This is a genomic window from Pectobacterium betavasculorum, assembly GCF_000749845.1.
In the GTDB taxonomy this organism is placed as follows: domain Bacteria; phylum Pseudomonadota; class Gammaproteobacteria; order Enterobacterales; family Enterobacteriaceae; genus Pectobacterium; species Pectobacterium betavasculorum.
In genome coordinates, this window is sequence record NZ_JQHM01000001.1 from 798,338 (window position 1) to 820,871 (window position 22,534).

General features: G+C 49.0%; 23 protein-coding genes. 15 read left to right on the forward strand and 8 right to left on the reverse strand.

The window, feature by feature from the left end:
- Position 1: 1 nt before the first annotated feature.
- The 5 genes from nudB to ruvB all read left to right on the forward strand — a co-directional run bounded on the left by nudB (position 2) and on the right by ruvB (position 3,518).
- Entirely contained in the window at positions 2–445 is a 444-nt protein-coding gene (nudB, locus tag KP22_RS03545; protein ID WP_039322419.1) for a dihydroneopterin triphosphate diphosphatase, read from the forward strand.
- A 23-nt stretch (positions 446–468) separates the two neighbouring features.
- Positions 469–1,212 carry a YebC/PmpR family DNA-binding transcriptional regulator gene (locus KP22_RS03550; protein WP_010275900.1) on the forward strand — a complete coding sequence of 248 codons (744 nt, stop codon included), beginning with the start codon at positions 469–471 and terminating at the stop codon, positions 1,210–1,212.
- 63 nt (positions 1,213–1,275) lie between these two features.
- Complete coding sequence (gene ruvC / locus KP22_RS03555; RefSeq protein WP_039301098.1) at positions 1,276–1,797, forward strand: crossover junction endodeoxyribonuclease RuvC; 522 nt, start codon at positions 1,276–1,278, stop codon at positions 1,795–1,797.
- Positions 1,798–1,888: 91 nt separating this feature from the next.
- Positions 1,889–2,506 (forward strand): Holliday junction branch migration protein RuvA, encoded by a 618-nt coding sequence (gene ruvA / locus KP22_RS03560; RefSeq protein WP_039300459.1) that lies wholly within the window; start codon positions 1,889–1,891, stop codon positions 2,504–2,506.
- A 7-nt stretch (positions 2,507–2,513) separates the two neighbouring features.
- Positions 2,514–3,518 (forward strand): Holliday junction branch migration DNA helicase RuvB, encoded by a 1,005-nt coding sequence (gene ruvB / locus KP22_RS03565; protein ID WP_039301096.1) that lies wholly within the window; start codon positions 2,514–2,516, stop codon positions 3,516–3,518.
- Between the two features lie 123 nt (positions 3,519–3,641).
- Here ruvB and znuB read toward each other — a convergent pair whose 3' ends face one another.
- Both znuB and znuC read right to left on the reverse strand, forming a co-directional pair.
- Positions 3,642–4,427 (reverse strand): zinc ABC transporter permease subunit ZnuB, encoded by a 786-nt coding sequence (gene znuB, locus KP22_RS03570; RefSeq protein WP_039300456.1) that lies wholly within the window; start codon positions 4,425–4,427, stop codon positions 3,642–3,644.
- Entirely contained in the window at positions 4,424–5,182 is a 759-nt protein-coding gene (gene znuC / locus KP22_RS03575; protein WP_039301094.1) for a zinc ABC transporter ATP-binding protein ZnuC, read from the reverse strand. Before znuC ends, znuB begins: the two co-directional genes overlap by 4 nt.
- Positions 5,183–5,258: 76 nt before the next feature.
- On the opposite strand from znuC, the gene znuA reads away from it, so the two are divergent.
- From znuA to lpxM, 3 genes are all read left to right on the forward strand, one after another.
- Complete coding sequence (znuA, locus tag KP22_RS03580) at positions 5,259–6,248, forward strand: zinc ABC transporter substrate-binding protein ZnuA (protein ID WP_039300451.1); 990 nt, start codon at positions 5,259–5,261, stop codon at positions 6,246–6,248.
- Between the two features lie 12 nt (positions 6,249–6,260).
- The gene (mepM, locus tag KP22_RS03585; protein WP_039300448.1) at positions 6,261–7,583 is read left to right on the forward strand and encodes a murein DD-endopeptidase MepM; all 1,323 of its coding nucleotides are present in this window, start codon (positions 6,261–6,263) and stop codon (positions 7,581–7,583) included.
- Between the two features lie 188 nt (positions 7,584–7,771).
- On the forward strand, positions 7,772–8,749 hold the full coding sequence (gene lpxM / locus KP22_RS03590; RefSeq protein ID WP_039300444.1) for a lauroyl-Kdo(2)-lipid IV(A) myristoyltransferase: 978 nt from the start codon (positions 7,772–7,774) through the stop codon (positions 8,747–8,749).
- Between the two features lie 137 nt (positions 8,750–8,886).
- Here lpxM and pyk read toward each other — a convergent pair whose 3' ends face one another.
- Positions 8,887–10,329 (reverse strand): pyruvate kinase, encoded by a 1,443-nt coding sequence (gene pyk, locus KP22_RS03595; protein WP_039300441.1) that lies wholly within the window; start codon positions 10,327–10,329, stop codon positions 8,887–8,889.
- A 399-nt stretch (positions 10,330–10,728) separates the two neighbouring features.
- A complete protein-coding gene (locus tag KP22_RS03600; protein ID WP_039300438.1) occupies positions 10,729–11,598 on the reverse strand; it encodes a MurR/RpiR family transcriptional regulator in 870 nt (289 codons plus the stop codon).
- A gap of 384 nt (positions 11,599–11,982) precedes the next feature.
- Between KP22_RS03600 and zwf the strand changes: the two genes are divergently transcribed.
- On the forward strand, positions 11,983–13,458 hold the full coding sequence (gene zwf, locus KP22_RS03605) for a glucose-6-phosphate dehydrogenase (protein ID WP_039300435.1): 1,476 nt from the start codon (positions 11,983–11,985) through the stop codon (positions 13,456–13,458).
- Positions 13,459–13,625: 167 nt separating this feature from the next.
- Positions 13,626–14,267 carry a bifunctional 4-hydroxy-2-oxoglutarate aldolase/2-dehydro-3-deoxy-phosphogluconate aldolase gene (locus tag KP22_RS03610; protein WP_039322422.1) on the forward strand — a complete coding sequence of 214 codons (642 nt, stop codon included), beginning with the start codon at positions 13,626–13,628 and terminating at the stop codon, positions 14,265–14,267.
- A gap of 185 nt (positions 14,268–14,452) precedes the next feature.
- Here KP22_RS03610 and purT read toward each other — a convergent pair whose 3' ends face one another.
- Complete coding sequence (purT, locus tag KP22_RS03615; protein ID WP_039300429.1) at positions 14,453–15,631, reverse strand: formate-dependent phosphoribosylglycinamide formyltransferase; 1,179 nt, start codon at positions 15,629–15,631, stop codon at positions 14,453–14,455.
- Between the two features lie 200 nt (positions 15,632–15,831).
- Here purT and KP22_RS03620 point away from each other — a divergent pair, with 200 nt between their 5' ends.
- Complete coding sequence (locus KP22_RS03620) at positions 15,832–17,883, forward strand: S9 family peptidase (RefSeq protein WP_039322425.1); 2,052 nt, start codon at positions 15,832–15,834, stop codon at positions 17,881–17,883.
- A gap of 354 nt (positions 17,884–18,237) precedes the next feature.
- On the opposite strand, the gene KP22_RS03625 is transcribed toward KP22_RS03620, so the two are convergent.
- Complete coding sequence (locus KP22_RS03625) at positions 18,238–18,468, reverse strand: DNA polymerase III subunit theta (protein ID WP_014699768.1); 231 nt, start codon at positions 18,466–18,468, stop codon at positions 18,238–18,240.
- A gap of 370 nt (positions 18,469–18,838) precedes the next feature.
- On the opposite strand from KP22_RS03625, the gene ftnA reads away from it, so the two are divergent.
- The 4 genes from ftnA to KP22_RS22510 all read left to right on the forward strand — a co-directional run bounded on the left by ftnA (position 18,839) and on the right by KP22_RS22510 (position 21,461).
- On the forward strand, positions 18,839–19,345 hold the full coding sequence (gene ftnA / locus KP22_RS03630; protein ID WP_039300421.1) for a non-heme ferritin: 507 nt from the start codon (positions 18,839–18,841) through the stop codon (positions 19,343–19,345).
- Between the two features lie 284 nt (positions 19,346–19,629).
- Entirely contained in the window at positions 19,630–19,986 is a 357-nt protein-coding gene (locus tag KP22_RS03635) for a YebY family protein (RefSeq protein ID WP_081923363.1), read from the forward strand.
- A gap of 531 nt (positions 19,987–20,517) precedes the next feature.
- Entirely contained in the window at positions 20,518–20,730 is a 213-nt protein-coding gene (gene cspE / locus KP22_RS03640; protein WP_005967874.1) for a transcription antiterminator/RNA stability regulator CspE, read from the forward strand.
- A 584-nt stretch (positions 20,731–21,314) separates the two neighbouring features.
- Positions 21,315–21,461 (forward strand): hypothetical protein, encoded by a 147-nt coding sequence (locus KP22_RS22510; RefSeq protein WP_167333794.1) that lies wholly within the window; start codon positions 21,315–21,317, stop codon positions 21,459–21,461.
- 42 nt (positions 21,462–21,503) lie between these two features.
- Here the strand turns inward: KP22_RS22510 and KP22_RS03645 are convergent, their stop codons facing one another.
- Both KP22_RS03645 and KP22_RS03650 read right to left on the reverse strand, forming a co-directional pair.
- On the reverse strand, positions 21,504–21,986 hold the full coding sequence (locus tag KP22_RS03645) for a cupin domain-containing protein (RefSeq protein WP_039300416.1): 483 nt from the start codon (positions 21,984–21,986) through the stop codon (positions 21,504–21,506).
- 265 nt (positions 21,987–22,251) lie between these two features.
- Positions 22,252–22,479 carry a YdgH/BhsA/McbA-like domain containing protein gene (locus KP22_RS03650; RefSeq protein WP_039300413.1) on the reverse strand — a complete coding sequence of 76 codons (228 nt, stop codon included), beginning with the start codon at positions 22,477–22,479 and terminating at the stop codon, positions 22,252–22,254.
- Between the last annotated feature and the right edge of the window lie 55 nt (positions 22,480–22,534).

The following is a 22,534-nucleotide window of genomic DNA, read 5'->3' on the forward strand; positions in this document are numbered from 1 at the left end:
GATGGTATATAAGCGACCCGTTTCGGTTCTGGTGGTGATCTATGCCCGTGATACCGGACGGGTGCTGATGTTGCAGCGGCGTGACGATCCTGAATTCTGGCAGTCGGTAACGGGCAGCATAGAAGAAGGGGAAAGCACGTCGTATGCCGCACAGCGTGAAGTCAAAGAAGAAGTTAACATCGATATATCCGCGGAAGCGTTATCACTCTTTGACTGTCAGCGCTGTATTGAGTTTGAGCTATTTGCTCATTTGAGACGTCGCTATGCGCCGGGGGTTACGCACAATACCGAACACTGGTTTTGTCTGGCGTTACCCGCTGAGCGCGAGGTGCAATTATCCGAGCATCTTGCTTACCAGTGGCTGGATGTGCCCCACGCGGCACAACTGACCAAGTCCTGGAGCAACCGGCAGGCGATTGAGGAATTTGTTATTTATCCGGCCTGAACAGGCTTTTTTCGGAGATTTTTATGGCAGGTCATAGTAAGTGGGCTAACACAAAGCATCGTAAAGCAGCACAGGACGCCAAACGCGGTAAAATCTTTACCAAGATTATCCGCGAACTGGTCACCGCAGCCCGTCTGGGCGGTGGCGATCCGGGTTCTAACCCACGTCTGCGCGCCGCGATCGATAAAGCTCTGTCCAATAACATGACGCGCGATACGCTGAACCGCGCGATTGCCCGTGGCGTCGGCGGTGATGATGATGCCAACATGGAAACCATCATTTATGAAGGCTACGGCCCGGGCGGCACGGCCGTCATGGTGGAATGCCTGAGTGACAACCGCAACCGTACCGTTTCCGAAGTGCGCCATGCGTTTACCAAAACCGGCGGCAATCTGGGTACCGATGGCTCCGTTTCGTACCTCTTCACCAAGAAAGGCGTCATTTCTTACGCGCCGGGTCTGGATGAAGATGCGGTGATGGATGCTGCGCTGGAAGCAGGTGCCGATGATGTCGTGACTTATGACGACGGTGCGATTGACGTATTTACGCCGTGGGAAACGTTCGGTGACGTGAAGGACGCGCTGGATGCGGCTGGTCTGAAAGCGGAGTCTGCTGAAGTGTCTATGATTCCGTCCACCAAGGCGGATATGGATGCAGAAACGGCACCTAAGCTGATGCGTCTGATCGACATGCTGGAAGACTGCGACGATGTGCAGGAGGTTTACCATAACGGTGAGATCTCCGATGAGGTAGCTGAGCTGCTGTAATAGCGGGTCGGTGATGCAAAGTGGAAACAGCGACCTATACGGGCGAATCGGCGGAGCGGCACGATGACAATCATAGTAGGTATCGACCCCGGTTCGCGCGTGACGGGTTATGGCATTATCCGTCAGCAGGGGCGACATCTGACCTATCTTGGCAGCGGTTGTATTCGCACTGTGGTAGATGATATGCCCACGCGGCTTAAGCTGATTTATGCTGGCGTCAGTGAAATCATTACGCAATTTCGCCCAGACTGTATGGCGATTGAGCAGGTTTTTATGGCGAAAAACCCGGATTCAGCATTGAAACTCGGGCAGGCGCGTGGTGTGGCGATCGTCGCCGGTGTGAATCAGGATTTACCGGTGTTTGAATACGCCGCGCGTTTGGTTAAGCAAACGGTGGTCGGAACTGGCGCGGCGGATAAAAAACAGGTGCAGCATATGGTTCGATCGCTGTTGAAACTGTCTGCCAACCCGCAGGCGGATGCTGCCGATGCGCTGGCGATTGCGATTACTCACTGCCACTTTAACCAGAGTCTGCTGCGTACGGCAGCGGCGAAAGTAAACCCACTGGCAGGAAGACTGCGCTGAAACAGGAGGCTGGATATTCATCCAGCCTTTTTTATGTTATATACTCGTCATACTTCAAGCCATTCATTCCCTATGTAAAAGGAAGCGCAACGTGATAGGTCGCCTCAGAGGCATTATCCTGGAGAAACAGCCGCCGCAGGTGCTGATAGAAGCTAACGGCGTGGGTTACGAAGTCCATATGCCGATGACGTGCTTTTACGAACTCCCTGAGCTTAATCAGGAAGCGATTATCTTTACTCATTTCGTGGTCCGCGAAGATGCACAACTGCTGTTCGGTTTTAATGATAAGCAGGAAAGGGCGCTGTTTCGCGAGCTGATCAAGGTGAATGGCGTTGGGCCGAAGCTGGCGCTGGCGATTCTCTCTGGTATGTCCGCAACGCAGTTTGTCAGCGCAGTTGAGCGCGAAGAGATTGGCGCATTGGTTAAACTTCCCGGCGTAGGTAAGAAAACGGCGGAAAGGCTAGTTGTAGAAATGAAGGATCGCTTCAAAGGTTTGAGCGGTGATCTGTTCAATCCGGTCAGCGATATTCCGCTGGCGTCGCCTGCAACCACAGACAGCCGCGTTGGTGAACCCGAAACAGAGGCCGCAGCGGCACTGGTGGCGCTGGGCTACAAACCGCAGGAAGCTAGCCGCATGATTTCCAAAATCGCGCGCCCTGATGCAGACTGTGAAACCCTGATCAGGGATGCACTGCGCGCGGCGCTGTGAGGTATTGATGATAGAAGCCGACCGTTTGATTTCCGCTGACGCCGTTCCTGAAGAAGAATTTCTCGACCGCGCGATGAGACCTAAGCTGCTGACCGAATATGTAGGCCAGCCGCAGGTGCGTGAGCAGATGGAAATTTTTATCCAGGCTGCGCGTAAACGTGGGGATGCGCTGGATCATTTACTCATTTTTGGGCCTCCTGGCTTGGGTAAAACGACGCTGGCGAATATTGTTGCCAATGAGATGGGCGTGAATATGCGCACAACATCAGGCCCGGTATTAGAAAAAGCAGGCGATCTTGCCGCACTATTGACTAATCTCGAACCACATGATGTGTTGTTCATTGATGAAATCCATCGTCTGTCTCCTGTAGTAGAAGAAGTGTTGTATCCCGCTATGGAAGATTATCAGTTGGATATCATGATCGGTGAAGGACCCGCCGCCCGTTCGATCAAACTCGATTTGCCTCCTTTCACGCTGATCGGTGCAACGACGCGTGCGGGGTCGTTAACCTCGCCGCTGCGCGATCGCTTTGGCATTGTGCAGCGTCTGGAATTTTATAATGTGGCGGATTTGCAGTATATCGTTGGCCGTAGCGCACAGTGTTTGGGGCTCGATCTGACGCCGGAGGGTTCCCTTGAAGTGGCACGTCGTGCGCGTGGCACGCCGCGTATCGCCAACCGATTATTGCGCCGCGTGCGTGATTTTTCCGAGGTTAAGTCGGAAGGTGCGATTACCGGAGCCGTGGCGACACAGGCGCTGGATATGCTGGCCGTAGATACCGAAGGTTTTGACTACATGGACCGTAAGCTGCTGTTAGCGATCATTGATAAATTTATGGGGGGCCCCGTCGGCTTGGACAATTTAGCCGCGGCGATTGGCGAAGAACGCGAAACTATCGAAGATGTATTGGAGCCATTTCTGATTCAGCAAGGGTTCATCCAGCGTACGCCGCGTGGCCGAATGGCGACACAGCATGCCTATCGGCATTTTGGCTTAACACGCGAAGAATAGTATCGCCTGAGCGTGCGGTTTGCTAGCAGCAGGGCAGAGTCGACAAGGAAGACGGCAAATTGCGCTGATCAATCCCGGCGCTAGCAGTTCAGCGGAACTTTCTTTTTAGTTTTTTGTTGTTGGTTAGGCGGGTTGTGGCTTGAGCAGGCTGACAATAAACAGCAGCGATGCACACAGTACTACCGACGGTCCGGCTGGCGTATTGTAGCCAGCCGAGAACGCCAAACCGCCTGTCACGGCAATGATTCCAACAATAATGGCGATGCTCGCCATTTGTTCCGGTGTCCGTGCGAAACGTCTGGCGCTAGCGGCGGGAATAATCAACAGCGACGTAATGATTAATGCACCAACAAATTTCATGGCGATACCAATCGTTAATGCGGTAGTCAGCATTAAAAGCAGCTTGGTGCGCTGTAATTTCACGCCGTCGACGTATGCCAGTTCTGGGCTAATCGTCATGGAAAGCAGCGCACGCCATTGCCAACGCATAACGGCAATAACGACCATCACACCAGCACCGATAACCCACAGATCCTCTGTTGTAACGGAGAGTAAATCGCCAAATAGGTAGGCCATTAAATCCACGCGCACGTTATTCATCAGGCTAACGACAACTAACCCAAGCGACAGGGCGCTATGTGCCATGATGCCGAGTAACGTATCGACGGCCAGATAGGGACGGCGCTCGAGCCAAACGAGGCCTAATGCCAGAATGAGCGTCACGGCAATGACGGCAGAAAAGAGGTTAATATTCAGTAACAGACCGAATGCGACGCCAAGTAAGGACGCGTGCGCCAGCGTATCGCCAAAATAAGACATCCGTCGCCAGACGACGAACGAACCGAGCGGACCTGCCGCAATCGCCAACAAAACCCCTGCCAGCCAACCGGGAAACAACAGTTCTATCATGCGTCGTTTCCACCTTGTCTCTTTAGAATGATACGTCCTTGCAGGTCATGACGATGATTATGATGGTGGCGGTAGATCGCCAATTGCTCCGCACCGCGATGGCCAAACATCGCTAAAAATTCGGGATGAAGGGAAACAACCTCAGGCGTGCCGGAGCAGCAAACATGTTGATTAAGGCAGAGAACTTCATCGGTTTTCGCCATCACCAGATGCAGATCGTGTGACACCATCAGCACGCCGCAGTGGAATTCCTGCCGCAGTTGGTTAATCAGATCATACAGCGCCAGCTGCCCATTGACGTCGACCCCTTGTGTCGGCTCATCCAGAACCAGAAGTTGCGGTTGGTTGAGTAGTGCACGAGCCAACAGCACGCGCTGGGTTTCTCCACCGGAGAGTTTCTGCATCGGCTGTTCAAGCAGATGTGCAGCCTGAACACGTTTAAGGGCAGGTAAGATATCCTGCTTTTTCACGCTCGGTCGCAGTTGCATAAAACGGCTGACGGTCAAGGGCAGGGTGGAATCCAGATGTAGCTTCTGCGGAACGTAGCCAATTCGCAGTGCGGGATCCCGAACGAGTGAACCGGAGGTAGGGGAAAGTAGCCCCAATACCACGCGCACCAGCGTCGATTTCCCTGCGCCATTCGGCCCCAGTAGCGTCAGAATTCGACCAGCCTGTAGAGTCAACGAGATATTTGACAGGATCTTCCGGCTGCCAAATGTTACTGAAATATTATTAAGTGATACCAATGTGGACATATAATTCGGTTTGCATAACCCATGTAATGTTATATTATAACAAATAACACAATAAAAATCGACGGGATCGACCTTCATGCAGCTATCTATTCAACAAAAAAAATGGTTAAAAAGTGTGTTTGTTGCCAGTGCGCTACTCGCAAGCGGGATATCAATCAATGCAGCATCCGCTACGGTCATTACTTCAATTCGTCCTTTGGGATTCATTGCGTCGGCTATTGCCGATGGCGTGAGGCCAACCGAGGTTTTGTTACCTGATGGCGCATCGCCCCACGATTATGCCTTGCGCCCGTCTGATGTCCAGCGTTTACAGTCCGCCGAACTGGTGATTTGGGTTGGGCCGGAAATGGAAGCGTTTCTCGGGAAACCGTTAGCGAAAATTTTACCTGCAAAGCAGATCGCGCTTTCCGCGCTGCCAGCCATTAAATCTGAGCTGGAAAAAGAGGCCGGACATGACCATGACGATGCACAGGATGAGCATGAAAAAGGCCACGTTCACAGTAATACTGCCCATGATGACGGTGACGATGGTCACCATCATAGTGAGTACAATATGCACATTTGGCTCTCGCCGGAGATGACAAAACAGGCGGCAATTGCCATTCATGCAAAATTATTGGAACTTATGCCTCAGAATAAGGACAAACTAGACGCGAATCTGCTTTATTTCACGGATAAAATTGCGCAAGCAGATGAAAAAATTGTTAAGATGCTAGCGCCTGTGCAGGGTAAAGGGTATTTCGTGTTTCATGATGCCTATGGCTATTTTGAGAAGCATTACGGGTTAAGCCCCTTGGGACACTTCACGGTTAATCCCGAAATCCAACCTGGCGCACAGCGTTTACATCAAATACGAACACAGTTGGTTGAGCATAAAGCCGTATGCGTTTTTGCTGAACCGCAATTCAGGCCAGCCGTTATTAATGCTGTTGCCAAGGGAACCGACGTACGCTCGGGTGTGCTCGATCCATTGGGAAGCAACATTGCACTGGGTAGAGATAGCTATGCTGATTTCCTATTGCAGCTATCGAACCAGTATGTGAGCTGTCTGGAGGAAAAATCATGAGGATACGAATAAGTGCAGCAGATAGTCCGAACTATCGCTCTGGCGTATAACAGCTTACCTCGGCCCCATCGCGTCATGCTGGGGTCGCTTACCGTTGTCACATTGGCCGTTGCTGTTTGGCGGCCTTTTGTTTATCCCCACGTTGATGACGCGCCCGTCATCGTAAAAGATATCGACCTGGAAACCAGTCAGCTACGAACCCTGACGCCAGAAGCCAGTGAACCGATAGACCAACCTTCACCTGATGACGACATTCCGCAAGATGAGCTGGATGATAAAGTTGCCGATGAAAGCGGCGTACATGAGTACGTCGTCTCTACAGGCGATACCTTAAGCAGCATTTTGACCCAGTACGGTATTGATATTGCGGATGTTACCCAGCTTGCGGATCAGAATAAAGATTTGCGTAACCTGAAAATTGGTCAGCAAATCTCGTGGGCTCTGGGAGATAATGGCGACCTGCAAAGTTTGACCTGGCAGATGTCTCGTCGTGAAACACGAATTTATGAGCGTGTAGGCAACGATTTTAAAGAGCGTGTCGAGACGCTAAAAGGCGAGTGGCGTAACAGCGTTCTGAATGGTAGGGTCAGTGGCAGTTTTGTCAGCAGTGCGAAAAATGCTGGTTTGACGAGCACAGAAGTGCGAGACGTGATCAAAGCGCTGCAGTGGCAGTTGGATTTTCGCAAATTACGTAAAGACGACACGTTTTCTGTCCTGATGTCCCGTGAAATGCTTGATGGCAAAAGTGAACAAAGTGAACTGATCGGTGTTCGCCTGAATACCGGCGGTAAAGACTACTACGCTATTCGTGCAGAAGACGGTAAATTCTATGATCGCGAAGGTTCTGGTTTGACGCGTGGGTTTATGCGTTTCCCGACCATGAAACAATTCCGTATTTCCTCCAACTTCAATCCGCGTCGTTTGAACCCGGTGACTGGGCGTGTTGCACCGCATAAAGGTGTCGATTTTGCCATGCCTGTCGGTTCACCCGTTCTGGCCGTTGGGGATGGTGAAGTGGTGATTGCAAAACGCAGCGGTGCTGCGGGTAATTATGTTGCCATCCGTCATGGTCGCCAGTACACCACGCGCTACATGCATATGCACCGTATCCTGGTGAAACCAGGGCAGAAAGTGAAACGCGGCGATCGCATTGGATTATCCGGTAATACAGGGCGTTCTACAGGCCCGCATCTGCACTACGAATTCTGGATCAACCAGCAGGCGGTAAACCCGCTGACGGCTAAACTGCCGCGTTCTGAAGGGCTGGCGGGTAAAGAACGTCGTGATTATCTGGCGCAGGTGAAGGAAGTGGTGCCGCAGCTTAAGTTTGATTAACGATATTGACTGCATGTTATGCCGGTGGCTTGCTGCCGGCATTTTCATTTGTAGAATATTTGATAGAACATCGGTTCCTGATTTTTTATTGTCGTGTAGACGTGTTTTTGCATAATTGTCAGTAAGTGTTGCTAAACGCCAAGCGGCAATTATGATTAGATTTATTGATTGAATTGAAGAGTTTAGGCATGGAAAAAGAAAAAAAATCGAACGCTGAATTTGTTCCCCAGTTTCAACGCGCCTTTTTTCATCCGCGCTATTGGGGTGTTTGGTTAGGTGTTGGCGTGATGGCACTTACAGCCTATATCCCTGCGCGGTTAAGAAACCCTGTGCTGGGTGGGTTAGGGCGTTTTGTCGGGAGAATATCAAAAGGTGCTCGCCGTCGTGCCCGCATTAATCTGCTGTATTGCATGCCAGAGTTAACGGAAGCACAGCGTGAAGCTATCATCGATGACATGTTTGCGACGGCACCTCAGTCGATGATCATGATGGTCGAAGTTGGGATTCGTAATCCAAATAAAATCGAGAAATATGTTCGTTGGCACGGCGGAGACATTCTTGAACGTATTAAAGCGCAAGAGAAGAACGTGATTTTTCTGGTTCCGCACGGATGGGGCGTCGATATCCCTGCGATGTTGCTGACTTCTCGCGGACAGCGCATGGCGGCGATGTTCCATAATCAGAAGAATGCGCTGGTGGATTATTGGTGGAATCGGCTACGCCGTCGTTTTGGTGGCCGCATCCATGCTCGCAACGACGGTATTAAGCCGTTTATCAGCTCTGTACGCTCAGGATGCTGGGGTTATTACTTACCCGATCAAGATCACGGCCCTGAACACAGCGAGTTCGTTGATTTCTTTGCAACCTATAAAGCAACGCTGCCTGCTGTTGGACGGCTAATGAAAGTGTGTCGGGCTGATATTGTGCCGTTGTTTCCAGTATATAACGCCAAAGATGGTTGCCTGGATGTGTTTATTCGCCCGCCGATGGATGATTTAGCGGATGCGGATGATGCATACATTGCGAGGCGTATGAATGAAGAAGTCGAAATTCTGGTCAGGCCAAATCCAGAGCAGTACACCTGGATTCTGAAGCTGTTGAAGACCCGCAAGCCGGGTGAGATTGAGCCATATTGCCGCGATGAATTATACCGCAACAAGAAGTGAGATGAGTCACGGATAGACGCGCATCGATAAAAAAGCCGGACGAGAAATCGTCCGGCTTTTTACTATCATACATTTACCATCACGCTATTATTATCACAATTACCGTCCGTTAACTTAGTAGCGGACGGCTAAAATGATTATTCCACGCGCAGGATACGGATTGTGTTGGTGGTGCCTACGGTGCCCATGATGTCGCCCTGTGTGACGATAACTAGATCCCCAGACATCAGGAACCCTTTGTCACGCAGTAGGATCACTGCATCATTGGCGGCAGCAACGCCGTCTGTATAGCTGTCGAAATGCACGGGGGTTACGCCACGATACAGCGCGGTCAGGTTCAGCGTATGCTCATGACGAGACATTGCGAAAATCGGCAGGCCGGAACTGATACGGGACATCATCAGGGCGGTGCGGCCTGATTCCGTCATGGCGATCAGCGCAGTAACCCCTTTCAGGTGGTTAGCTGCATACATGGAAGACATCGCGATGGATTCTTCAGTATTATCAAACTGTACATCAAGGCGGTGTTTGGATACGTTGATGCTTGGGATTTTCTCCGCACCTAAACACACTTTTGCCATCGCCGCGACGGTTTCAGCAGGATATTGACCCGCGGCGGTTTCTGCTGACAGCATTACGGCATCGGTGCCATCTAACACGGCGTTGGCGACGTCCATTACCTCGGCGCGCGTTGGCATCGGGTTGGTGATCATCGATTCCATCATCTGCGTGGCGGTAATGACAGCACGGTTCAGTTGACGAGCACGACGGATCAACTTCTTCTGAATCCCTACCAGCTCAGGGTCGCCGATTTCAACGCCCAAATCGCCTCTGGCGACCATTACCACGTCGGAAGCCAGAATAATGTCATCCATTGCGGCATCTGAACAGACGGCTTCAGCGCGTTCAACTTTTGATACGATCTTGGCGTTACAACCTGCATCGCGTGCAAGGCGGCGTGCGTAATTGAGATCTTCACCAGTACGTGGGAAAGAGACCGCCAGATAGTCGACGCCAATTTTTGCGGCAGTAATGATGTCGGCTTTATCCTTTTCCGTCAGGGCTTCGGCAGACAGGCCGCCACCGAGTTTGTTGATGCCTTTATTGTTAGACAGCGGCCCACCAACGGTGACTTCGGTGTAAACTTTTAGACCTTCAACCTGAAGGACTTTCAGTTGTACGCGGCCGTCATCCAATAACAGGATATCGCCAGGCACTACGTCGCCTGGCAAGCCTTTGTAATCGATCCCGACCCTTTCTTTATCGCCTTCGCCTTTCGCTAAGTTGGCATCCAGCAAGAATTTGTCGCCGACATTCAGGAAAATTTTACCTTCTTTGAAGGTAGAGACACGAATCTTTGGACCCTGTAGATCGCCAAGAATGGCAACGTGGCGGCCTAATTTAGCCGCAATTTCACGAACTTTGTTGGCACGTAATTGGTGATCTTCTGCTGTGCCGTGAGAAAAATTCATGCGTACTACGTTAGCGCCCGCACTGATAATTTTTTCGAGATTATTATCGCGGTCGGTAGCGGGCCCCAGGGTGGTAACAATCTTGGTTCTTCTGAGCCGTCTGGACATGTATAACTCCGTTCACTTGTGAAGCTGCAGTGTTGCGATTAAGCGTCGAATAACGGTGTAAAATGTCACCATACAACAAAACTATTTCACCTGCGTTATCCGAACATCGTGTTGAGTCTGATTATCATACTGTACAGGTAATCCCTACTATCTTTCCATGCCCATAGTCTGTGGCCATATCAAGATGAGGCGGGTAGATAATACCGCTCATTTTTATTACCCGTGCAACTTTACGTTGCATGTGCGTTGGCTTCGTTCAAATACTCGCCCTCGCGGGCCAACGCTTCGCGTTGTTCAAAACGTTAACGTTTTGTCCTGAAACTCGAATTATTTAGGGTACAAGATGTAACTAAAAACAAAGCACAACATAAAACTTAACTATTATCAGAAAATCAGGTATCACCTGAACGGGTTAATCAACCGTTCGTCTTTATCAAAGCGTGATTCACGCAAGGCCTCTTTGACTCGTTTCAGGTTATCTCGAAATTTTTCCCCACGACGCAGTGTGAACCCCGTAGCCAGAACGTCGATCAGCGTCAACTGAGCGATGCGGGATACCATCGGCATATAGACATCGGTATCTTCGGGCACGTCAAGCCGCAAGGCCAGCGAGGCTTCACGCGCTAGCGGCGTGCCGTCCGAAGTGATGGCGATCACCGTTGCATCGTTCTCGCGTGCTAGTTGCGCCATTTCGACCAGACTTTTGGTTCTGCCAGTATGGGAAATCAATACCACGACGTCGCCGTCGCTGGAGTTCATGCAGCTCATGCGCTGCATCACGATGTCATCAAAATAAACGACGGGGATATTGAAGCGGAAGAATTTGTTCATCGCATCATGTGCGACAGCGGCGGAAGCACCTAGCCCAAAGAAAGAGATTTTCTTCGCCTGTGTCAGCAAATCCACCGCGCGGTTGACGGCGGTTACATCCAGGCTCGATTTCACCTGCTCTAATCCCGCCATCGTGGATTCAAAGATTTTACTGGTATAGGCATCAACGCTGTCATCTTCTTCAACGTTGCGGTTCACATACGGCGTACCGTTCGCCAGACTTTGCGCCAGATGTAGTTTAAAATCGGGAAAACCTTTTGTTTCAAGGCGACGACAGAAACGATTAACCGTTGGTTCACTGACATCAGCCATTTTGGCCAAGGTCGCGATGCTGGAGTGAATGGCCGTCTGCGGAGTGCTCAGGATCACTTCAGCCACTTTTCTTTCTGATTTGCTCAAGAGTTCTAAGTGACTCTGGATTTTTTCCAGCATATTCATACGACAAAGGCCATGTAAGTTTTTTCCAATTTCAACTAAAGGTACAACTGGCATGCATTACGTGAAAAAATGCACGTCGTGAAAATATACTACGACCCTGTAGTGGTTGGCAGAGGGCAACACGTTAAGTTGGGGCGTTTTTTTGCCAGAACATGACATGTGTCTAACTTTCAGAAAAGTAATCGACTGTCAGAAACGACGAAAAATTTCGTTTTAGGGCGGATGCATAAATGACTTCAGCCACTGCATAGGCCGATTTATGCCTGATTTTCAGGCAATGGCGACCATTATTTGGCATTTTTATGATGGGTTTACTGGCTGTAGTCAAAAAGAGTACATTATCGCTGTAATAAAATTACAGCATCCTGCAACGAGGAGATGAACATGGCGGTAACTTCAACAGCCCAAGCATGCGATCTGGTTATTTTTGGTGCCAAGGGCGATCTGGCGCGCCGTAAATTGCTGCCTTCCCTGTACCAGTTGGAAAAAGCAGGTCACATCCATGCGGACACCAAAATTATTGGGGTGGGTCGTGCGGATTGGGATAAAGCGGAGTATACCCGCGTCGTGCGCGAAGCGCTTGACACCTTTATGAAAGAAGCCATCGACGATAAGTTGTGGGAAACGCTAAGTAGTCGGCTGGATTTCTGCAATCTTGATGTAGAAGACACGAAAGCCTTTAACAAGCTGGGCAAGATGCTTGACCAGAAAAATCGTACCACTATCAACTATTTTGCGATGCCGCCCAGCACATTCGGTGCGATCTGCAAAGGGTTGGGGACTGCGGGGTTGAATAAAGAGCCTGCGCGCGTGGTAATGGAAAAACCGCTGGGTACCGATCTGACTTCTTCTCGCGTCATTAACGATCAGGTCGCGGAATTCTTTAACGAGTGTCAGGTTTACCGTATTGACCACTATCTGGGTAAAGAAACGGTTCTTAACCTGCTGGCGCTGCGTTTTGCCAATTCGCTGTTCTCCTCGAATTGGGACAACCGGACTATCGATCATGTGCAGATTACGGTAGCCGAAGAGGTCGGGATTGAAGGCCGCTGGGGCTATTTTGATAAAGCTGGCCAGATGCGTGACATGATCCAGAACCACCTGTTACAGATTCTGACGATGATTGCGATGTCACCGCCATCTGATTTGACGACCGACCGCATCCGTGATGAAAAGGTAAAAGTGTTGCGTTCACTGCGTCGTATTGATCGCTCCAACGTGCATGATACGACGGTGCGCGGTCAATATTCTTCTGGCTTTGTTCAAGGGCATAAAGTACCGGGCTATCTGGAAGAAGAGGGTGCCAATAAAAGCAGCAGCACGGAAACCTTTGTCGCGATTCGTGTCGACATTGATGACTGGCGCTGGTCTGGCGTGCCGTTTTACCTGCGTACCGGCAAACGTCTGCCAACGAAATGTTCAGAAGTGGTGGTGTACTTTAAGAATCCAGCATTGAATCTGTTCCATGATTCTTACCAGCAGTTGCCGCAGAACAAACTGATTATTCGCTTGCAGCCGGATGAAGGCGTGGAAATCCAGATTCTGAATAAAATTCCGGGATTAGAACACAAGCACCGCCTGCAAACGGTGAAGCTGGATCTGAGCTTCTCGGAAACCTTTAATCAACAACACTTGGCGGATGCTTATGAGCGCCTATTGCTGGAAACCATGCGTGGGATTCAGGCGCTGTTCGTTCGTCGCGATGAAGTTGAAGAAGCCTGGAAATGGGTGGATTCCATCATGGAGGCCTGGGCGATGGACAACGATGCGCCGAAGCCGTATCAGGCAGGAAGCTGGGGACCGGTGGCATCCGTAGCGATGATCACCCGCGATGGCCGTTCCTGGAATGAGTTTGAGTAAGTCTTTGCGAGTGAATCAGTAACAGGAGTGCTGAAGTGGTTCGGCATTCCACAGTTTTAATGTATGGCTAACGGTGCGGTCGGACATCTGCGGCGACGCAGAGCCCTGTGGCAGGGGCGCGCTATATAATTAATGATGCCTTTGGGCATGACTGGAGATAACTTTTGATGAAAAACTGGAAAACGAGCGCGGAACAAATTTTGACAACGGGTCCTGTTGTTCCTGTGATTGTGGTCAACAAACTGGAACATGCGGTACCGATGGCAAAAGCGTTAGTCGCGGGTGGCGTTCGCGTTCTGGAACTGACATTGCGTACCGATTGTGCCATTGAAGCGATCCGCGTGATTGCGAAAGAAGTACCAGAAGCCATTGTGGGCGCAGGTACGGTGACAAACCCAGAGCAGTTGGCTGCGGTTGTTGAGGCTGGTGCGCAGTTTGCCATCAGCCCTGGCCTGACTGAGCCATTGTTGAAAGCCGCGACGGAAGGCAACATCCCGTTGATTCCAGGTATCAGTACCGTCTCTGAACTGATGCTGGGTATGGATTACGGCCTGCGTGAATTCAAATTTTTCCCAGCGGAAGCTAACGGCGGTGTGAAAGCGCTTCAAGCGATCGCGGGGCCGTTTGCTCATATTCGTTTCTGCCCGACGGGGGGTATTACGCCAAATAACTACCGCGACTATCTGGCGCTGAAAAGCGTACTGTGCGTGGGTGGTTCCTGGTTGGTACCGAACGACGCATTGGAAAATGGTGATTACGCGCGTATTACTGAACTGGCGCGTGAAGCTGTTGCAGGCGCAAAAGCTTAAATCTGTTTGTTACTGAATGACAAAGGCCACTCGCAGCGGGTGGCTTTTTTACACGGCAGGCTATCCCTGCCTGCCACCCTCCGAGCCGTTGCATCGTAACGTTGAAAACCGCTCCTGCGTTTTTATGGCGAGTATTCAGTCCGCCGTCAGTAACGTTTATTTCATCTTGTCAGCAATAAAATGCATCAACCGCTAACTTTTACGTCTGCCGCGACGCGCTTGGCGATGTCAATTGCATCTGCTGTGGTTTCCGCACTGGCTAACGCAACGCCCATCCTACGTTTGCCGCTGATATCCGGTTTGCCAAACAGGCGAATTTGCGTATGAGGGAGCAGTGCATTTTCCAGTCCCTGATAACGTACATTGTTACTGTCCAGTTCCGGTAAAATCACGGCTGAAGCCGATGCGCCGTACTGGCGAACCGCGCCAATTGGCAGTCCCAGGAAAGCGCGAACGTGCAGAGCAAACTCGGACAGATCCTGAGAAATCATCGTCACCATGCCGGTATCGTGCGGGCGAGGGGAGACCTCACTGAAAATGACTTCATCACCGCAGACAAACAGTTCAACGCCGAACAGACCATAACCGCCGAGCGCTTTTACAACATCGCTGGCCATCTTTTGTGCGCGTTCCTGCGCCAGCACACTCATCTGCTGCGGCTGCCAGGATTCGCGATAATCGCCGTCTTCTTGTCGATGCCCAATAGGTGCACAGAAATGAATGCCGTCAACGGCATGGATGGTCAGCAGGGTGATCTCAAAATCAAAATTAACCAATCCTTCCACGATGACGCGTCCACCGCCCGCTCGGCCACCCTGTTGGGCATAGAGCCATGCCTGCTCTAATTGCTCAGCGGCGCGAATCAGGCTTTGCCCTTTGCCGGATGAACTCATGACTGGCTTCACAATGCAGGGATAACCAATCTCTTCTACTGCCCGATGAAAACTCTCTTTGCTGTCGGCAAAGCGGTAGACAGATGTCGGAACGCCGAGCGTTTCGGCGGCCAGACGGCGGATGCCTTCACGGTTCATCGTCAAACGAGTGGCTTCTGCACAGGGAACAACATGGTGACCCTGTTTTTCTAGCGTCACCAGCATATCAGTAGCGATGGCCTCAATTTCCGGCACGATGTAATCAGGGCGTTCTGCTTCAACTAACGTTTTTAATGCATCACTATCCAGCATATTGATGACATAGCTACGATGCGCAACCTGCATTGCAGGAGCATCGGCGTAGCGATCGACCGCGATCACTTCGATTCCCAGGCGCTGACATTCAATTGCTACTTCTTTGCCTAATTCACCGGAGCCAAGCAGCATCACTCGTGTGGCATTCGCACGCAGGGCGGTTCCAATTGTTAACATAACCTTATACCTGATCGGGTTGTGAAAAATGGCCGCAGTATAAACGAAAACGTTTGCGTACGCATTAGAGAGGAAACGCATTGGAATGCGTTACGCAAAAGCGCATCAAGAGACAAGGACGTGGCTTGGCATTGCAGGGCAATCGTGCCACTCTTCTTGCAGAGTGAAAATTTTATGTCAAGACAACGAGATCCGACGCGATGAAGACACCGCAAGCTGAAAAAAGACCCCACGCGATAAGTACACATGGCGATACGCGTATCGACAACTATTACTGGCTGCGTGACGACGAGCGTGTCGATCCGCAGGTGTTGGCCTATTTGGAACAGGAAAACGCCTACAGTGAAGCGATCATGGCACCTCATGAGACGCGTAAACGGTCGCTGTATGACGAAATGGTTAACCGTATTCCGTCGACGGATATGTCAGTGCCGTATGTCAGAAGGGGGTATCGCTATCAAAGTCGCTATGAGCAGGGCAAAGAGTACGCTATCTATCTGCGCCAGCCTGAGCAGGTAACTAAAGAGTGGCAAACGCTGTTGGACGGAAATCAACGCGCGGAAGGTCATGAATTTTACAGTCTCGGTGCGCTTGAAGTTAGCCCGAACAACTTGCTGTTGGCGCTCTCGGAGGATTTTTTATCCCGCCGACAGTACACGATACGCTTTCGTGACCTGAGCCGCGACGAATGGCTACCGGATGTGATCGAAAATGTGACCGCAGGTGCGGAATGGTCGGCCGATTCGACGATGCTTTACTACGTGCGCAAACATGAAAAAACGCTGTTACCGTATCAGGTCTACCGTCATCGCTTGGGCAGCGATCCGGCGCAGGATGAGCTGGTGTATGAAGAGAAGGATGACACCTATTATGTCAGCTTGAGTAAAACGACATCAGAGCACTACATCACCATTTATCTCAGCAGCACCACGACGACAGAGGTGCTATTACTTGACGCGACGATCCTAGACGCGGTGCCGCAGGTATGCATTCCACGCCGGAAAGATCATGAATATGGTATCGATCACTATCAGGATCGGTTTTATCTGCGCTCCAACCGAGAGGGCAAAAACTTTGGTCTTTACCGCTCGGATAAGCCCGATGAGCAAGCACTGGAAACATTGATTGCTCCACGTGAACACCGTGTGCTGGAGAGTTTTGAACTTTTTCGCGATTGGCTGGTGGTGGAAGAAAGAGAGCGCGGCTTGACTTGCTTACGCCAGATCCACTGGCATACGCAGGAAGAAAAAACAATCGCTTTCAATGACCCGAGCTATGTGACGTGGTTGTCGTACAACCCTACGCCAGATACGACACTGATGCGATATGGTTATTCATCAATGACAACGCCCAGCACGTTGTATGAACTGAACCTGGACACGGGGGAACAGCAGTTACTTAAGCAAGCTGAAGTGAAAGATTTTTCCCCGAATAACTATCAGAGCGAGCGCCTGTGGATCACGGTTCGCGATGGCGTCGATGTGCCCGTTTCGCTTGTTTATCATCGAGACCATTTCAACCCAGGTAAGAATCCGATATTGGTCTACGGATACGGTGCTTATAGTCACAGCCTGGATCCTGATTTTAGCGTTAGCCGTTTGAGCCTGTTGGATCGCGGGTTCGTCTTTGCTTTAATACATATTCGTGGCGGCGGTGAGCTTGGGCAGCAGTGGTATGATGATGGTCGACTGCTCAATAAGATGCACTCCTTCACGGATTTCATCGATGTATCTCAGGCATTGATAGAAAAAGGCTATGGCGACAGGAAAAATATGTTCGCCATGGGGGGAAGCGCGGGAGGATTACTGATGGGGGCGGTAGTGAATATGGCACCCGATCTGTTTAAAGGCGTCGTCGCTCAGGTTCCATTCGTTGATGTGCTGACGACAATGCTGGATGAATCAATTCCGCTGACGACCGGAGAGTATGACGAGTGGGGCGATCCGAATGAACAAACCTACTATGACTACATCAAGCAATATAGCCCCTATGACGGCATTACCGCACAGGGGTACCCACATTTGCTGGTGACTACCGGATTACACGATTCTCAGGTTCAGTATTGGGAGCCTGCAAAATGGGTGGCGAAATTGAGGGAAGTCAAAACGGACGAGCGTCTGGTGCTATTGTATACCGATATGGAAGCTGGGCACGGCGGGAAGTCTGGTCGCTTCAAACGCTATGATGATATTGCGCTGGAATATGCTTTCCTGTTGATGGTGCTTGAAAAAGTTGAAGAAAGTCACGAATAAGAGATAACAACTGGACTATATGGGTAAACCCGTTTTCGGGTTTACCCTATCGGCATGGCACTTTACTGGGCCAATATCAGTACTCAGGTAATATCAGTCTGCGGTTTCTTTGCCCTTTTCTCGGCTCGTTTTTCGGCTGCCGTTTTCAAGGGCTTCTTCTTACTGTTTTTTTTGCTATCCAGTCCTTTACTCATATCTTGCCTCGCTTGATAAAAGGTTAGGTTGCCACTCCATTAACCTCCTGTCTGAGTCGATATGCAAGCAGAAAATCGTTTTTTGCTATGTGGCAATGTAACTCGTGGAAAGGGAGGTTTTTCACGGTAAAACAGTCTTAGATTGGCATGAGGGGAATCGCTATTTAGACTTAGGTTCGTAAGGTAAGCGAGAGAATTGTAGTGAGCGCTGGCGATAAAACATCACACGTTCACGAAAGTAGTTGCGCAAGTGCTCGGGTTGTTCTCTCTCAACGACTTCCGGAATAACGGGCATATTGTAACGTTCTTTGAAGGCAACACCTGACGCTGCCAAGTCTACGTTAACTTTATCCATATCCTCTTTGGATAGTTCTGCCAGATTATGTCCCATACCACTTTCTCCTGCCTATTGGCCACCGACTGATGTGTGCCACGGTAAAGTAGCGGCAGAGAAATGGCAAGTGTTCGCCTTATCATGTGGATGTTTATTATTCTCATTACGAAATGGGAATCATTTTTAATACCGAGCGTCATAAATAATATATCGGATTTGTTATTTTTGATAATAAAAACGATTCGCAATAATATAGTAAACCCTCATCCTTAAGTGATAATAAATATCAACAACAAGGAGTTATAAATAATTGTTTTTTATGTATTTTTTATTAATTCCTTATCATTGTTAATAAAGTGTTTTTTATTTTATTTTTCAGGCATAATGCCCAGAATAATTTCACCTGCCGGGAAAATAGGACATTACTATGTTAAAAAAAGAAATGATTCAGAAGCTGAATGAGCAACTTAATCTGGAGTTTTATTCCGCCAATTTGTATCTGCAAATGAGCGCATGGTGCGGTGACAAAGGTTTTGAAGGCGCATCCAGCTTCCTGAAGACGCACTCTCAGGAAGAAATGCAACACATGCAGCGTCTGTTTGACTATCTGGATGACACGGGAAGCCTGCCTGTATTAGGCGCAATTGCGGCTCCGCCAATTGATTTCGATTCACTGGCTGATGTCTTCAAGCTGACTTATGAACACGAACAGTTGATTACAGCAAAAATTAATGAATTGGCACACGCTGCGATGGCGTTGCAGGATTATTCTACATTTAACTTCTTGCAATGGTACGTTGCCGAACAGCACGAAGAAGAGAAACTGTTCCGCTCTATTCTGGACAAACTTGCATTGGTTAATGCCAGCGAAGGCGGCTTGTTCTTTATCGATCAAGATTTGAAAAAAATGTCTGCGGCGGCACCGTCAGCCTAACGACAATCGACGTCTCTGTCGGCGCCAAGGCGCATTTTAATAACGCGGGATAATGTTCTCTTTATCCCGCCATTTCTTCTCTTGGCCGACTTTTCACCCTATATCTCGCGGTAAGTTTTATTCTTGGCCCGGTGCTCGACTTCACCTTCCTCTGTCGCTATGATCGCATGAGTTGTGATATACAACCTTATGTTTTATAAGGTTTGATGCTGTCTTCCTGTTATTCGGATAAGGCTGCAAAAACTCACACACATCACTGTCTGAATATGCATGTCGGGAATACCATGATGAATAAATTTTTGCTATCTATCGTGTTTGCCTCACTTTCTGCGAATGCTTTTGCTGCCGCCAAACTGGCAAATATCAGTCGGCTTGAATACGGCGATCGCTGGGCTTTCACGCGTGAGGAAGTTCAACTGATTTGTCGCCCTGGCAATGCGCTATACGCCTTACATACCGGTACACTGATGCAATATCCGCTGAATGATGTTGCCATTGAGCAGATGAAGTCTGGGCGAGTAAGTGCACAGCCGATAGACGTTATCTGGCTGGACGATCCTAAACATCCTGGTCAGAAAAAAAGCCTTCAGCCATTTATCGATCGTGCAGAGCAACTGTGTCAGCCAGATGCTAAACCGTAAAGTCATTGATTTACTTATTAATGTTAACTATTTGCTTCTTTATGGTTAGAGTAAAGTGTGAAATCTGTTCCATTTGTGCTCATTGCGAGCAGGTTGAAGCTGGAAAAACTAGGGGAGTTGGCTAAGCTTAAATCTACAGGGCTAGTACAGCTTGTATAAATGCCAACTTTTAGCGCACGGCTCTCCCAAGAGCCATTTCCCTAGACTGAATACAGGAATCGTATTCAGTCTTTTTTTTGATGTATCGGTTGGTGAATCGTTGTTAATGAACGCTTGGCGTGAGACGAGTTTCTTTTCTTCCTTCCTGTCTTCTAAAGGTTTTTAAGAATAAATGCTTGCTAAAGATTGTTATACATGCGTTAATAGCTCGTCGGTTTGATTCGCAGACCTAAAAAGCAGTTTAGTAAAGCAGTTCTCATTTCAAAGTGTATCCATAGATATCCCTTCTTTTGAGCCTCCTTATTGTTGCTAATTAAATTCTGTGCACAGGCCCTATTTGCCGGAAGGCGCTATAAAATTAAGGTAATTTCTATGTCTAATAAAATGACTGGTTTAGTAAAATGGTTTGACGCTGGTAAAGGTTTTGGTTTCATTACTCCTGATAACGGCAGCAAAGATGTATTCGTACATTTCTCTGCTATTCAGAGCAACGATTTCAAAACTCTGGACGAAGGCCAAAAGGTTGAGTTCACCATTGAAAATGGTCAGAAAGGCCCATCAGCTGGCAACGTTGTTGCACTGTAATCAAGCCAAGTTGAATTAATGTTTCTCTTGCGATAGCGATGATGGTTTAAACCGGAGCAGCCAAGAAAACACTAAAAACCCCTAGCGTAAAGCTGGGGGTTTTTGTTTATATCTCAAACGAGCCTTTATAGCGGTTATACTTCAAGCTGCATGTGCGCTGGCTGCGTTCACTCACCTGAATCACTTACCTGAGTAAACTCATCGGAATTCCCTCTCTTTCCGCCTTCCTGCCACTCGAATTATTTGAGGTATATGTTTAGATTCCTCTGAATCGAATTGCCTTGTTCTTAATCATTCATTGGGGAGCAGCTTAATTTATTACTACATAGCGAACGGACGTATTTATTCTTTCTCGATTATAAAAATACCTTTCATCGAAACGCCCATCGACAAAACGATGCGTAACTACCATCCTCGATGGTGAGTAGGAGGCTTTTTCCTGCAATAAAATTATGGTGTTTATTTGATGATTAAAACTAAAAATAGCTTTTTTTGATGGGATTTTAGCGTGATTGACGAATTTATATCTCGGTGATAGGAACTATCGACTAAATTAATAGAACACGAAGTAATAGGAGAAAGCGATGACTGAGAAAAATACGAGCACCAAACATAAGAATGAAGATGACCATCCAGCAAAAGATGCACCGAAGGATCAGGGTGAAATACCGCGCAAACGTGATGATAGCAAGGATGATGTCGAAGATCCGTTTGATGCCAACAAGGATTAACATATTGGCGACAGGCCTCTGTCGCCAACGTTCTGTGAAAAATTAATGTGTTTTGGCTACCGCAGTAGCCGATGAGTTGGGAGTGAAATAATCATTATCTTCCACAATTGGAATATAAATTCTGACCCACTCACTGCCTTCAACCATCTCCCAACTGTGTCCTTCACCCTGCGTATCAGCAGCGATCAAGACTGTTCCCGGAGAAAGTAGGAAAGTGGAACCGTCACTCACCCGGAATTTTAATGTTCCCTTCAGCGTGATGACATATTGTTTGCGTGGTGCCGGGTGAACGTTCATCTCCCATGCCTCAGTGGAGTTACTGAGCCAGAATTGCTGTGCGGTGATTTTTTCCAGAGCGGGAACACTGCCTGTTACGAAGGCAGAGTGATTGTCTGGTGTATTGATCAGCTTGATAGCCGATATCCGGGTTTCCTCAGCATGAGATGTGGAAGATGTTGCTGAATAAACAGTAACGGAAATCAATAATCCGGCGAGCGCCAGAAGAAAACGCGATGTCTTTTTCATTTAAATAAAATCCAATGCTATTTATGTCTGATAAACAGGCAACCCTATGTGTGCCTGTTGTTTATGTGTACTTCTTATCATGTCGGGATGGTACTGCTGAGGTATATCTTTCACCAGATGGTTAAAACAATTGCATTGATTGGAATATCGTTTGATTTGTTTATATTTTATTCACGATGGCATTGTGCGCAGGAGCGCCGCGCAGGAAAATTGTAGGGAAAAATACGACAGAGGAGCCCTGAGGCTCCCTGACGTCTGGCTCGATTTATTTATACAGAATCGCAGTGCCGTGTAACCGATCGTGCCCGGTAGCGGAAACAATGCGATATGACGACGCGCCAGCTTTTTTGGCTTTTTGAGCGACCTGCGCTTCGAAAGCGTCTAACGTTTTTGCACCACTCACGGAGAGCGTTGCGATTTCCTGCGCAGCAAAAGCGCCGAAAGATAAACTAGAAAGAGTAATAACTGCGATAAAATTTTTGATGATTTTCATGGATCATTCCTTCACATTTTGTTGTGTTAATTAGGCAGATTGCCTTGATGCGGAA